At 72.7% G+C, this 12,820-nt stretch carries 16 protein-coding genes; 4 read left to right on the forward strand and 12 right to left on the reverse strand.

Going from position 1 to position 12,820, the window contains the following annotated elements; translation table 11 throughout:
• Window positions 1-121 precede the first annotated feature (121 nt).
• Complete coding sequence (locus BG452_RS18725) at window positions 122-775, reverse strand: class I SAM-dependent methyltransferase (protein ID WP_188305477.1); 654 nt, start codon at window positions 773-775, stop codon at window positions 122-124.
• Window positions 776-862: 87 nt separating this feature from the next.
• On the opposite strand from BG452_RS18725, the gene BG452_RS18730 reads away from it, so the two are divergent.
• The gene (locus BG452_RS18730; RefSeq protein ID WP_188305491.1) at window positions 863-1,720 is read left to right on the forward strand and encodes a helix-turn-helix transcriptional regulator; all 858 of its coding nucleotides are present in this window, start codon (window positions 863-865) and stop codon (window positions 1,718-1,720) included.
• Window positions 1,721-1,886: 166 nt separating this feature from the next.
• Window positions 1,887-2,783, forward strand: coding sequence for a neutral zinc metallopeptidase (locus BG452_RS18735; RefSeq protein ID WP_188305478.1), 897 nt, complete (start codon window positions 1,887-1,889; stop codon window positions 2,781-2,783).
• Between the two features lie 166 nt (window positions 2,784-2,949).
• Here the strand turns inward: BG452_RS18735 and BG452_RS18740 are convergent, their stop codons facing one another.
• The 5 genes from BG452_RS18740 to BG452_RS18755 are packed head-to-tail and all read right to left on the reverse strand — an operon-like array spanning window position 2,950 to window position 5,202.
• A complete protein-coding gene (locus tag BG452_RS18740) occupies window positions 2,950-3,393 on the reverse strand; it encodes a nuclear transport factor 2 family protein (protein WP_188305479.1) in 444 nt (147 codons plus the stop codon).
• 60 nt (window positions 3,394-3,453) lie between these two features.
• On the reverse strand, window positions 3,454-3,921 hold the full coding sequence (locus BG452_RS18745; RefSeq protein WP_188305480.1) for an NUDIX hydrolase: 468 nt from the start codon (window positions 3,919-3,921) through the stop codon (window positions 3,454-3,456).
• A gap of 17 nt (window positions 3,922-3,938) precedes the next feature.
• A complete protein-coding gene (locus BG452_RS18750; protein ID WP_188305481.1) occupies window positions 3,939-4,190 on the reverse strand; it encodes a DUF397 domain-containing protein in 252 nt (83 codons plus the stop codon).
• A gap of 18 nt (window positions 4,191-4,208) precedes the next feature.
• A complete protein-coding gene (locus tag BG452_RS45770) occupies window positions 4,209-4,385 on the reverse strand; it encodes a DUF397 domain-containing protein (RefSeq protein ID WP_223242405.1) in 177 nt (58 codons plus the stop codon).
• A complete protein-coding gene (locus BG452_RS18755) occupies window positions 4,303-5,202 on the reverse strand; it encodes a helix-turn-helix domain-containing protein (protein ID WP_188305482.1) in 900 nt (299 codons plus the stop codon). Before BG452_RS18755 ends, BG452_RS45770 begins: the two co-directional genes overlap by 83 nt.
• A gap of 207 nt (window positions 5,203-5,409) precedes the next feature.
• Between BG452_RS18755 and BG452_RS18760 the strand changes: the two genes are divergently transcribed.
• Both BG452_RS18760 and BG452_RS18765 read left to right on the forward strand, forming a co-directional pair.
• Complete coding sequence (locus tag BG452_RS18760; RefSeq protein WP_188305483.1) at window positions 5,410-5,832, forward strand: ATP-binding protein; 423 nt, start codon at window positions 5,410-5,412, stop codon at window positions 5,830-5,832.
• A 13-nt stretch (window positions 5,833-5,845) separates the two neighbouring features.
• Window positions 5,846-6,403, forward strand: a complete 558-nt coding sequence (locus BG452_RS18765; protein ID WP_188305484.1) for a hypothetical protein — start codon at window positions 5,846-5,848, stop codon at window positions 6,401-6,403.
• Here the strand turns inward: BG452_RS18765 and BG452_RS48110 are convergent.
• From BG452_RS48110 to BG452_RS18795, 6 genes are all read right to left on the reverse strand, one after another.
• Window positions 6,369-7,613: a transposase domain-containing protein gene (locus BG452_RS48110; protein WP_411292970.1), complete on the reverse strand. Its 1,245-nt coding sequence runs from the start codon at window positions 7,611-7,613 to the stop codon at window positions 6,369-6,371. The genes BG452_RS18765 and BG452_RS48110 overlap by 35 nt on opposite strands.
• 177 nt (window positions 7,614-7,790) lie before the next feature.
• Complete coding sequence (locus tag BG452_RS18775; RefSeq protein WP_188305486.1) at window positions 7,791-8,588, reverse strand: maleylpyruvate isomerase family mycothiol-dependent enzyme; 798 nt, start codon at window positions 8,586-8,588, stop codon at window positions 7,791-7,793.
• Between the two features lie 204 nt (window positions 8,589-8,792).
• Window positions 8,793-10,025 carry an ABC transporter permease subunit gene (locus tag BG452_RS18780; protein ID WP_188305487.1) on the reverse strand — a complete coding sequence of 411 codons (1,233 nt, stop codon included), beginning with the start codon at window positions 10,023-10,025 and terminating at the stop codon, window positions 8,793-8,795.
• On the reverse strand, window positions 10,022-10,807 hold the full coding sequence (locus tag BG452_RS18785) for an ATP-binding cassette domain-containing protein (protein WP_188305488.1): 786 nt from the start codon (window positions 10,805-10,807) through the stop codon (window positions 10,022-10,024). Before BG452_RS18785 ends, BG452_RS18780 begins: the two co-directional genes overlap by 4 nt.
• A gap of 22 nt (window positions 10,808-10,829) precedes the next feature.
• Complete coding sequence (locus BG452_RS18790) at window positions 10,830-11,927, reverse strand: sugar ABC transporter substrate-binding protein (protein WP_188305489.1); 1,098 nt, start codon at window positions 11,925-11,927, stop codon at window positions 10,830-10,832.
• Between the two features lie 336 nt (window positions 11,928-12,263).
• Window positions 12,264-12,629 carry a hypothetical protein gene (locus tag BG452_RS18795; protein WP_188305490.1) on the reverse strand — a complete coding sequence of 122 codons (366 nt, stop codon included), beginning with the start codon at window positions 12,627-12,629 and terminating at the stop codon, window positions 12,264-12,266.
• Between the last annotated feature and the right edge of the window lie 191 nt (window positions 12,630-12,820).

Below are 12,820 nucleotides of genomic sequence, written 5' to 3' on the forward strand. Positions count from 1 at the left end.
CTTGCCGGCCGGGGTGTCCCCGGCCCACCCGCCGGGCCCCACCGGGCCTGCCCGGGGCGCAGCCGTGCCGGGGTGGGCCCGCCCGCCGGCCCCGCAGGCCGGCGAGGCCCTGGGGCCGCAGTCAGACGGCGCGCAGCAGCAGGTGGCCGCGCCGGAAGCGCTCGCCCTCGCCCGGGGCGCGCAGCAGACGGGCGGTCTCGGTGAAGCCGGCCTGGCCCGCGAGGGCGGCGAGGGCGTCGAACGGCCAGCGGTAGGCGGTGGTCACCGCGTGGTCGAACGGGGTCACCGGCTCGCCGTCGGCTTCGAAGAAGGCCAGCAGCGCGCACCCGCCCGGGGCCAGGACGCGGCGGAACTCGGCCAGGTAGGCGGGCAGTTGCTCCGGCGGGGTGTGGATCAGCGAATACCAGGACACCACGCCGCCCAGCGCGCCGTCCGCCACCTCCAGGGCGCCCATCGAGCCGACCTCGAAGCGCAGACCCGGATACGTCCGGCGGGCGATGGCGATGAGCTCGGGGGAGAGGTCGACGCCGAAGACGTCCACCCCCCGTTCCCGCAGGGCCGCGCTCAGATAGCCGGGGCCACAGCCCAGGTCGGCGACCCGGGCGTTCCCGGTGGCGCGCACCAGGTCGGCGAACGCCGTGACGAAGGAGCGGTCCAGCGGCAGGTGGGCCAGGCCGTCCTTGACGAAGTCGGCGTAGCGCACGGCCAGGGCGTCGTAGGCCTCGGCGGTCGTGTGCGGGTAGGACGAGGGCGACGATGACGGGGTATCGGACACGGGGGACGACCCTAGACCACAACCGTGAACCCGGGACCGGCACTCCCCGGCTACCCCACCCCGCTCCACGCCATGCTGGGCACCATGATCGACCGTGAGGCCCTCGCCGACTTCCTCAGCCGCACCCGAGCCCGCCTGACACCCGCCGACGTCGGCCTGCCGCCCGGGGCCCGGCGCCGCACCCCCGGGCTGCGCCGGGAGGAGGTGGCGCAGCTGGCGGGCCTGTCGGTGGACTACTACGCCCGGCTGGAACAGCGACGCGGCCCGCAGCCCTCGCCACAGCTGCTGGCGGCGCTGGCGCGGGCGCTGCGGCTGAGCGAGGACGAGCGGGACCACCTGTTCCACCTGGCCGGACACGAGCCGCCGCGGCGCCACAGCGCGCTGGCGCACGTGCGCCCCGCCCTGCTGCTGATCCTGGACCGGCTGCACGACACGCCCGCGCAGGTGGTCTCCGACCTGGGGGACGTGCTGGCACAGAACGCGATGGCCGCCGCCGTGTTCGGGGACGCCGCCGTGTTCGGGGACGCCGGCCGCCCGGGGCGGCGCAACCTGCTGCTGCGCTGGTTCGCCGACCCGGCCGACCGCGCACTGTTCCCGCCGCAGGACCACGAGGCGCTGGCCCGCGCCCATGTGGCGGGCCTGCGCGCCGCCCACGCGGCCCGCCCGGGCGACCGGCGGGTCGCCGAGCTGCTGGCCGAACTCCTCGCCACGGGGCAGGAGTTCGCCGCCTGCTGGGAGCGCCACGAGGTGGCGCAGCGGCGCAGCGGCCGCAAGCGGGTACTGCATCCGGTGGTGGGGGAGCTGGAGCTGGAGTGCGAGGTGCTGGCCGCGGGCGGGCAGGACCAGCTGCTGCTGGTGCACACCGCCGCCGCGGGCAGCGAGGCCGCGTCCCGCCTGGAGCTGCCGCGGGTGGTGGGCGCCGGCGCCGGGGACGCCCGGGTGTGACGCTGCGGCTGCGGCGGGCCAGGGCCCGCTGCCCGTAGGCTGGACGGCGCCGCGGGCGGGCACGAACCGTCACCAAAGCGACACCACGGCATACCGACGTACCGGCATACCGACGCGTCGACAGACCGACACACCGACACAACGACAGAAACGGGCAGGCACGGGCATGCAGTTCGACGACCAGGGCGACCTCGACACCTCGCAGGTGGACGACCGGCGCGGCATCCCGGGCGGGAAAGTCGCCATCGGGGGCGGGGCGGTGGGCCTGATCGCGGTGCTGTTCGCGGTCATCCTGGGGGTCGACCCCCAGCTGCTGGGCCTGTCCTCCGGCGGCGGCACGTCCTCCTCCTCGGCGCGCACCGACGGGGAGGTGCAGCAGGCCTGCAAGAAGGGCGCGGACGCCAACAAGCGCCAGGACTGCCGGATCACCGCGGTCACCAACAGCCTGCAGGAGTTCTGGGGCACGGAGCTGCCACGCCGCACCAAGACGGCGTACAAGCCGGCCCAGACGGTGCTGTTCACCGGCCGGGTCTCCACCGCCTGCGGCCCGGCGACCTCGGCGGTGGGCCCGTTCTACTGCCCGGGCGACCAGAAGGCCTACTTCGACCTGGGCTTCTTCGACGAGCTGTCGACCCGGTTCGGCGCCAAGGGCGGCCCCTTCGCGGAGTCCTACGTCGTCGCCCACGAGTACGGCCACCACCTCCAGACGCTGCTGGGCACCATGCAGAAGGTCGGCGGCGACCGCCAGGGCGCCAACAGCGCCTCGGTGCGCCTGGAACTGCAGGCCGACTGCTACGCCGGGGTGTGGGCCCACCACGCGACCACCACCCCGCAGGCCTCCACGGGCCGTCCGCTGATCGCGGCCCTGACCGACCAGGACATCGCCCAGGGCCTGGACGCGGCCGCCGCCGTCGGTGACGACCGGATCCAGAAGCAGGCCACCGGCAAGATCAACCCGGAGGCGTGGACGCACGGCTCCGCCGACCAGCGCAAGGCCTGGTTCACCACCGGCTACCGCAGCGGCGACCTCGCCCAGTGCGACACCTTCTCCGGGAAGATCTGACCCCCGCCACCACACCGACCACCGGGTGCTGTCCCACATCACCCGCCCCGGCGGCACCGTCTCCCCGGCGGCGTCCTCGTCACGGAGGCCGGCTCAGCCGGCGCCCCCGCCCCGACTGAGAACTCCCCTGCCCCGCGGACCCGATGGGGCCGGCGGGGCAGGGATCTCAGGAAGCAGCCTCGTGCAACGACGCGATGAGCCGGTCGAGGTCCCCGCGTGCCGTGTACCTACGGATCGGGTCGATGTAGTCGCGTGACTCGATGATCCGACCGTCCCGAACACGCATGACGAAGACGCACGGCACCTTGCTCACGGAGCCGTCCGGCAGCGTGAACTCGTAGGCGAACTCGGCGACGATCACCTCGGGATCAGCGGTTTCGTGCACGACGACATCGACGACCCGCCGCTTCGGCAGAGACCCGCGCACGTCCGGCGGCACGGTGAAGTGCTCCCGGAGCGCGTCCCGACTCGTCAACGGCCCGGCCGCCGGCGTCGCCATCGGATGCCGGACATCGGTGACCTCTCCGTACAGGTCGGCCAACTCCTCGAAGTTCCCGTCGGCGACTCCATGGACGAGCCGGAGAAACACCTCGCGCGGACTCGGACTCACAAGACCTCCCCAGGTAGGACGTTCGGGCGGTGGACGGCAGCCCTCGCGAAAAGCCCGAGGCTAGCGCACCACGGGGATCGCCCCGCAGCGCCAGTCGGCCAGCCGCCTGCGGATGTTCGCCACCATCGGCAGAGCGTCCGTCTCCTCCGGGGTGAACCACGCCACCTCGTGGGACTCCTCGGACACCCGCAGCTCCCCGCCGACCGGCCGCCCGAGGAGGCAGATCGAGAACTCCTGGCGGACCTCGCCGTCGTCGTAGGCGAAGACGTGGCCCGGGTCGGTGTAAGTGCCGACGATCCCGGTGATCTCGACGTCGATGCCGGTCTCCTCGCGCGTCTCCCGGATGCCGCACCCGGCGAGCGACTCACCGATGTCCATCCTGCCGCCGGGCAGCGCCCACATGCCGTTGTCGGTCCGGCGCTGGAGGAGCACGCGGCCCGCGTCGTCGACCACGACGACGGACGCGGCCGGGACGAGGGAGTTCGCTTCGGGGGCGTCCGGATCGTCGACGAAGTCACGCCTGGGCATGCTCTGCCGCCTCCGGTTCAGATGCCGCCGAACTCGCCGGAACGAACGGCGGCGACGAACGCCACCCAAGCCTCGGCCGGGAAGGCCAGAGTTGCTCCCTGCGGATCTTTGGAGTCACGCACGGGGACGAGGCCGGGGAATCCGGGGGCCACCTCGACGCACTGTCCTTGCTGGGCGCTGTAGCTGCTCTTGCGCCAGGCAGCTGATGCCACCTCGATGCAGTCGCCGCCGTCCGGGCCGCTGTAGCTGCTCTTGCGCCAGGTCAACACGGTCGGCTCCTTGGAGTTCTACGCCGGGAAGTCGCCCTCGCGGACGCCTGCCACGAAGGCTTCCCAGGCGGCGGCCGGGAAAACGAGGGCCGGGCCGTGGGGGTCCTTGGAGTCACGTACGGGGACGAGGCCGGGGAATCCGGGGGCCACCTCGATGCAGTTGCCGCCGTCGTTGCCGCTGTAGCTGCTCTTCATCCATGCGGCTGCGGCGAACTCGTTGCTCTTCATCCCTGAACTCCTCCAGCACCTCGGCAATCAACCGAAGCGAGTCGACCTCTGACAGGCATTCGCCACGGAGCTGATCATAGCGACGCTGGTTCTTGATCACGGCGTCGGAAGCATCAGTCAGATGCCCTCGCTCAAGGCTCTCCGAGTACACCATGCGCTGCCCATCCGGGAGCTCCAGCAACACCATAGCCGTCTTGATGAGAGCCCGCCGGTTCGCGAACGGCAGTACATGAATTACTACGTTCGGAAGCTGGGCCACCTGCAGCAGGTGTTCCAACTGGCGTCGCATTACGCCCGGGCCGCCGACGGCCGAACGGATCGCGCTCTCATCAAGGATGACGAGAAGCAACGGTCCATCCGGCACAAGAAATCGATTCTGTCGGCTCAGTCTAGCCCTGGTCAGCTCCTCGATTTCGTCCAAGTTGCCAGCAGCATCGCCAGTCGCGAAGAGCGCACGCGCGTACTCACGGCACTGCAACAGGCCGTAGATAGTGCCGTCCTGATATGCCCGCACCCCGACAACAAGGGCTTCCAGATCCACATACTCCTGGAACCAGTCGGGGTGCTCGATCGACGCATCCCAGTCGACCCGCCCGTACAACCGCTTCAGCAAGTCGCCAGTGCCGTACAACCGATCGAAGTCCTCAACCTCTTCAGCCGACGGCTTCCGCTTGCCGCCCTCCGTGCGCGAGACAACCGTCCGGTCGCGGTGCAGGAGCTTGCCCACGTCCTCCTGCGTGTAACCCGCTGCCTCTCGGGCGTACTTGAGCTCCTCGCCGAACATGATGGCCGAGCTCCCGGTCGTTCCCCGCTTGATCTTCCGCTGTGTCATGGCTGCCCCCAGTTGTGCGCCGGACGTCCCGCACGTCGATCTGGCCTCACGCTACCTCCACAGCCTCGATGATTGACACCAGAACGCAATCAATCGCATGCATAGCGTGATTGCGCACTACCCTCGCGCTCCCTCATCCGCCCCCCGAGGAACTTCGCCGTGCTCGTTTCCCACCGCCCCCGCGCGTTCGCCGCCCGCCTTGACTCCCGGACCGAATCCGCCCCGCTGGCCCGGCACTTGCTCCGCGCCTACCTCGCCGGCCTCCCCGCCGGCGACCGCTACCGCGACATCGCCGAACTCCTCCTCGGCGAACTCTTCGCCAATGCCGTCCAGCACGCCGGCGCTCCCGCCGACCGCCTGATCGAGGTCCGCTTCGCCCTCGTCTGCAACCGCCTCCGCATCGAGGTCCACGACGCGGGAGCCGGGCGGCCCTCCGTCCGCTCGTCCAGGCCGGACGAGGAGTGCGGGCGCGGGCTGCTCCTCGTCAACGAACTCGCGGAGCGCTGGGGTTGCTGCCCCCGTTCCGGTGGCATCGGCAAGTTCGTCTGGGCGCTGATCGCCCCCACCTTCACCCTCGCCTGAAAGCGCGCCGCCGATGCTCCCTCCCCTCCCGACCCTCGCCCGTCACGCCCTCGCCCGGGGCCTGACCCCCGCCGAGGCCTACGCCCTCCTCGCCCGCCGCTGCGGCCGGCCCCTCCCGGCCGCCCGTGCCGTCTGCCTCGCGCTCGACATCCCCCTCGCCGAGGCCACCCGCCGCCTCGACGACTGCCATGACGCCCTCCTCGCCGATCCCCGCCCGGGCTCCGAAGCCGACACCGGTGAACTCCTCGAAGCCCTCGGCGTCTTCGACATCCCCAAGACCCTCACCCCCACCGGCCTCGCGATCGTCGACCTCTTCCTCACCGCCATCGACGCCATGGGCGGCATCCGCGCCGGCCACCAGCACGGCCTGGCCCGCTGGTTCACCACCGGCAACCTCACCGCCGCCTACCTCTCCCTCACCGCCGCCCGCCCCCTCCCCGCCACCGGCGACCCCACCCGCTACTGGACCACCCTCGTCACCGCCGGCGAACTCCTCGCCGCCGAACCCGCCCCCGACCCCCGCATCAAACTCGCCCTCACCCGCTGCCACACCCAGGCGGCCCGCCCGTGAGCGCAGGAGTCGGCCCCGCCGACTTCCAGCGCTCACGGGACCGGCCGGGGTGGTCCGGTGCTGCTCGCAGGCCTGTGAGCAGCACCCGGGGACGTCGCGCGGTGGACGGGCTGGGCCGGGGCGCGGTCCCGGCCCGGAGCGGGTCAACCCCGGTGCCCCGCCGCACCGGTGAGGCGGCGGGGCACCGGGCTCCAGTTCCCCGAACGATCCGCAGCACCGCGACCGCCGAGTCATCGGAACGGGATGCGGCTGACAGGGGAACATCGGACCGACACCGGTGCGTGCGCTCGTACAGCGGGCGCCGGGCATCCTGAGCCTGTTGCGGTCCGGCCCGCTCCGTCCGCCGCCACTCCACGAACATTCCTGCCACGGCGCGCAGCGTGGCGATCAGGTCGGCCACCCGCTCCGGCGCACCACGCGCCCGACACCAGGCTCGGACGTCGTCCTCGGACGGGGGTGTGTGGGCGTTCGACAGGCGGCCGGCGCCCAGGGCGGTCGCCGTGCTGCGGGGGGGACTTCGGCTTCTTCGAGCCGTGCCGGCGGCCGACCGCGGCCTTGTCCATCCCGGACCGGATCCGCTTCCGGGGAGTGGCTGGGCGGTTTCTTCACCATCCGGGCCTGCTCGCGCCGGCACCGGGCGGGCAGCAGGCGGTGCCGCGGTTCCTCGCGGGCTTCGACCAGGGCGTGCTGCAGCCCGGTGGCGGTGGCGGCGTCCGGGGCGGCGACGGTGCGGCGGATGACCCGGACGGCGGCCAGGCAGGACACCCGGTCCGGGAGCGGGCGGCCGGCCCTCTTCGCCCGGAGCATGTGCTGCTTCCTCGGCAGGGTCCCGGAGATGAACGTCCCGTCCGGCAGGTCGTGCTGTGTGCGGGAGAGCGGGTCGGGCGGCGACCGGGCCGGCAGGTGGGCACGAGGCGTTGGGGGGGCAGGGCCCGTCGAAGGTGGTGGCGTTGCTGCGGGTGTCCGGCACGTCGATCTGCGGGCCGTCGGTCGCCGGCAGCCGCACGGCCTCCTCGTACGGCTCCCGAGCGATCAGGCACAGCGTCGGTATCAAGCACACGACCAGGCGGGCAGGGAGTGTTCGACGCCGTCGCTCGCCCCGGTCGTGTGCGGCCATCACCGTGTCCACCGGTTCCGGTGTGGACGCCTCGGTGAAGGCGCCCGGCCTCAGCCGGGGGACCGGCCCCTCGACGATCCCTGCCCGACCCACGGGTTCGGGGGCCGGAGGCCGCGGGAGCGCCCTGGGCCCGGCCGCCTCGGGCGGTGCAACGCTGGTGGCGTGACCCGACGGATTCGGCGCTGCCCGTGGTGCCGGGCGGTGCTGGCGAAGGTCGCGCCCGCCTGGCAAGACGTTCTGCGGGACGCGGCCGGCCGCGCCCGCTGCGTCCTAGTGCTCCGGCTCCCAGGCGCGGAGCAGGTCGAGCAGCCCTGCGTCTCCGTCAACGTGCAAGGATTCGGCCTGGATCCGGTCGTAGAAGTAGAGGACCAGCTCACTGGCCGTGCCGTGGACGGAGGCGCCGGCTGGGTCCGGGCCCTCGCCGGTCGCGGCGGTGGGCGCGGGGATGCGGGCGGAGCGTGCGCCGTTGCCGTCGACGGTGAGGCGCCAGGAGCGGCCTTCGGCGGCGTGGAAGTCGAAGGTCGTGGGCTCGTGCGGCCAGGCACTGGGCGTCGCGACGCAGGTGAACAGGAACTCCTCCACACCGTCGAGGGCCACCTCGAGCGGCAGCGGCTGCGGGGCGCCCCCGGCGAGCTGGGCGTCGTAGGTGTGCACCGCGCTCTCCTGGGCCCGGTGCTGGGCGACCCCGCCGGAGGTCCGGGGCGTCTGCCGGCCACTCCACCACGCCCAGCAACCGCTCTGCGGTCCTGCCTCGCGCAGGGCGCTCAGCAGCAGCTGCGTCGACGCTTCCAGCCAGGCCAGCAGGGCCTCACGCTCGCGCGGCAGTTCCAGGGCGGCGCGCGCGGCGGCGGCCTCGGCCGGGGGAGCGTCGGCAGGCCCCGCGCCGACGATGGCGGCCCAGAAGCGGTCTCCCCCGCCCAGGTGCTTCACCAGATCGAACAGCGTCCACCCGGGGCACGACGGCACCGGTGCGTCGAGGCTGGGCGCGGCGGCGACCGCGGCGCGGAAGGCGCTCGACCCTTCGTCGATCAGTCGCAGCAGGTCGGGGAACTCAAGATTCTTTTGCACGCGGGATGTCTATCACCGCGCTCCGGTGGCCGGACAGCGGTTTTCCACAGTCGCCGCCGGCCGGCCGTCGCCGATCCCCTCGCCTCCCACCGCCAACGCCGCAGGCCCGAGTGTTCGTCGGGGCGCGAGGGGGCGTTCGGGGGCCTGCTGCCCGCAGTGAGGGGGAGTGCCCGCGGACGTCCGGGGCCCGGGGAGAGGGAGGCGCTAGCGGCGGCCGGCGCCGGCGCGGGTGCGGCGGGTCACGGAGTCCAGGACGACGGCGGCCAGCAGGACCGCGCCGGTGATCATGTACTGGATGGCCTGGGCGGCGTGGACCATGTCCAGGCCGGTGGTGATGGACTGGATGACCAGGATGCCCAGCAGCGCCGACCAGGCGTTGCCGCGCCCGCCGAAGAGGCTGGTGCCGCCGATGACGGCGGCGGCGATGGCCATCATCAGCACGTTGCCGCTGCCGAGTTGCTTGTCGGCGGAGCCCTGCTGGGAGGCGTAGAACAGGCCGCCGAGGCCGGCCAGCAGGGCGGAGAGCATGAACACCGAGATCCGGACCCGGGCGACGTTGACGCCCGCGCGCCGGGCGGCCTCGACGCTGCCGCCGACCGCGAAGACCTGCCGCCCGTAGCGGGTACGGCGCAGGACGAAGTCGGTGGCGACGACGGCGCCGAGCAGGACGACCAGCGACAGCGGCAGCCCGCGGTCCTGGTTGAGGGCGTACGCGGCGGCCAGGGACAGCACCGCGAGCGCTCCGGCGCGCAGGGCGGTGTCGGCGAGCGGGCGGGCGGCCAGGCCCGCCGCGGAGCGGCGGCGGGCGGTGCGCAGGTGGGCGAGGAGGTAGAGGGCGGGGGCGAGGACCGCCAGGCCCCAGGCGTAGGCGATGTCGCCGTCGCCGAGGAAGGTGGAGTCCAGGCTCGCGACGATGCCGCCGTGGTGGTTGTTGACGGTGCCGCCGTCGCCCAGGACCCATTCCTGCAGGCCGCTCCAGGCGAGCATGCCGGCCAGGGTGACGACGAAGGCGGGCACGCCGACGCGGGCGAACAGCAGCCCGTGCAGCAGGCCCATCGCGCACGCGCCGCCCAGGGCGGCGGCGATGGCCAGCCATTCGGGCCAGCCCTGGTGCACGGCGAGGACGGCGGTGATCGCGGAGGAGGCGCCGGCCACCGAGCCGAGGGAGAGGTCGATCTCGCCGAGGATCAGGACGAAGACGACGCCCACCGCGATCAGGCCCGGGCCGGCGATGAAGCGGGTGATGTTGGTGAGGTTGTCGGCCTGGAGGAAGTGGTGGGTGACGGACTGGAAGACGATCGCGATGACGACCAGTCCGACGACCACGGGCAGGGAGCCCAGTTCGCCGGAGGCCAGCCGGCGCCGGGCGGCGTCGGCGCGCCCGGCCCAGGTGGGGGCGGGTACGTGCAGGCGGGGATCGGTGGCGGGGGTGGTCATGCGGCGTCCTCCTCCTCGGCGCGGCGGGCCCGGCGGCGGGCGTGGGCGTTGTCGTCGGCGCCGGTGATGGCGGCGACGATCTGCTCCTGGGTGGTGCCGGTGACGGGGAACAGGCCGTTGTTGCGGCCCAGGCGCAGCACGGCGACGGTGTCGGCGACGGCCCGTACGTCGGCCATGTTGTGGCTGACGAGGATGACGCCGAGGCCGCGTTCGCGCAGCCGCTCCACCAGGTCCAGGACCTGGGCGGTCTGTTCGACGCCGAGCGCCGCGGTGGGTTCGTCCAGCAGCACCACGGAGGGCTCGCCCACCAGGGCGCGGGCGATGGCGACCACCTGGCGCTGGCCGCCGGAGAGGGCGGCGACGGGGGCGTGCACGTCGGGGATGCGGATGGAGAGGTTGTCGAGCAGTTCGCGGGCGCGCTGCTCCATGGCGACTTCGTCGAGCAGGGTGCGGCGGGTCTGCTCCCGGCCGAGGAAGAGGTTGGCGATGACGTCCAGGTTGTCGCACAGGGCGAGGTCCTGGTAGACGGTGGCGATGCCCAGTGCGGTGGCGTCCTGGGGGCGGGCCAGGCGTACGGCCTCGCCGTGCCAGGTGATGGTGCCCTCGTCGACGGGGTGGACGCCGGCGATGGTCTTGACGAGGGTGGACTTGCCGGCGCCGTTGTCGCCGACGAGGGCGAGGACCTCGCCCGGGTGGACGGCGAGGTCGACGTCGCTGAGGGCCTGGACGGCGCCGAAGCGCTTGGAGACCGCGCGCAGCTGGAGGAGGGGTGCGCCTGACACGTGAACCACCTAGATCGTAGGGCTACTTGAGGCCGGCGGCGGTGCAGGCGGCGGCGTAGTCGGCGATGCAGATGTCGGAGACCTTGTAGAGGCCGTCGGCGATCACGGTCTGGGCGATGTTGGCCTTGGTGACGACCTTGGCGTCCAGCAGCTTGGCGGGGATGTTCTTGTCGGTGGAGCTGTCCACGGTGGTGGTGGCCACGGACTTGACGTCCTTGCCCTGGAGCAGGTCGACGGCCAGTTCGGCGGCGCTGTCGGCGAGCGGGCGGTAGGCCTTGTAGATGGTGTACGCCTGGTCGCCGGCCACGACGCGCTGGATGGCGTCCAGGCTGGCGTCCTGGCCGCCGACGGGGACCTTGATGCCGGAGCCCTGGAGCTGGGTGATGATGGCGCCGGCCATGCCGTCGTTGGCGGAGTAGACGGCCTGGAAGCCGTTCTTGCCGAGCTGGGTGACGGCGGCGGCGGCCTTCTGCCCGGCGACGGTGAGGTTCCACTGCCCGGACTGCTCGTAGACGACCTTCTTGATCTTGCCGTCCAGGACCTTGTGGGCGCCGGTCTTGAACTGGGCCGCGTTGGGGTCGGCCTCGTCGCCGTTGATCATGACGATGTTCGCGTCCGCGGCCTGCGGCCCGAGCGCGTCCAGCAGGGCCTGGCCCTGGAGTTCGCCGACCTTCTCGTTGTCGAAGGAGGCGTAGGCGGCGACCGGGCCGGTGGCCAGGCGGTCGTAGGCGACGACCTTGACGCCCTTGGCGGCGGCCTCCTGCACCCAGCCCTGGGTGGAGGCGGCGTCGAAGGCGTCCAGGATGATCACCTTGACGCCCTGGGTGAGCAGGGTGTCGAACTGCTGCTTCTGCTTGGCGGCGCTGCCCTCGGCGTTGTTGTAGAGCACCTTGCAACTCGCGCACAGGGACTTGACCTTGGCCTCGATGAAGGGCCGGTCGAAGGACTCGTAGCGTACGGAGGAGGCGTTCTCGGGCAGCAGCAGGCCTATGGAGGTGGTGTCGCCGGAGGCGGCGGAGTCCTTCTTGTCGCCGCCGGCCTTTCCGCAGGCGGCGGTCATGGAAAGGGCCAGTGCGAGGCCGGCGGTCGATACGAGGGCGCGACGCAGTAGGGCGTTCATCTGTTGCCTCTCCCTGGGGACGCCGCGACGGTGCGGCGGGGGGTGGGGGGAGTTAAACCTGGCCGCGTACATGGCGTCAAGAAGTAAAACCAGACTCCGGGCCTTCCGCTGCTATTCGTTATCTTCGTGAACGCTTTCCGCCTCGGCGGCGTGTTCACTTGCCAAACTGGGCACAATACGGTAATGCCCCGGCGCCGCCCGGGTGGGGCGGTGCCGGGGCGGGCTTCGCGCCGGGCCGGGCGCCGTGAGGCTGGGGGTGGGTGAGGGGCGGGAGAGGGGTGGGGCGCCCGCCGTCCCCCCGATGCGGCGGGCACCCCGGATCCCGGTGACCGACCGTCAGGGGCGGTCGAGGGTGATGGAGTTGATCGGACCCAGGTCGTAGTAGACGCCGTTCTGGGCCGGGATGTCGTACACGCAGTTGCCGCCGCCGTAGCTCTGGCACAGGTGGGCGTGGGCGCCGCCGGTCTGGTTGTTCAGCACCCAGTGGTTGCCGTTCTGGCCGCTCAGGTTGTGGGCGCCGTAGCTCCAGTACACCGCGCTCGGGGAGGAGGCGGGGTTCTGGTCCTGCGGGTAGACGCACACGGCGCCGGACGGGCAGCCCGCCCACGAGCCGTCGGCGGCGCCGGCACTGCCGGTGCCCGCGGTGGTCAGCGCGGCGGCCGCGATCCCGACGGCGGCCAGGGCACGGGTGATCCTTCGCATGGGGTTCTCCCTCGCTGGTGGAACGGCCCTGACGTGGGGTCGGGGCCAGTGCTCGCCAGCCTAGGAACGCGCAGGCCGCAGCGGTCCCTGACATCCGACAGGGGCGCGTCGCCGCGCTGCGGGCGCCGCCCTGTGCAAGGGGGCCGGGCGGCGGGGGCCGGGCGGCGGCGGGGGGGGGGCGGGGGGGGGGG

The sequence above is a fragment of the Streptomyces sp. CBMA123 genome (genome assembly GCF_014596465.1).
Taxonomy (GTDB): domain Bacteria; phylum Actinomycetota; class Actinomycetes; order Streptomycetales; family Streptomycetaceae; genus Kitasatospora.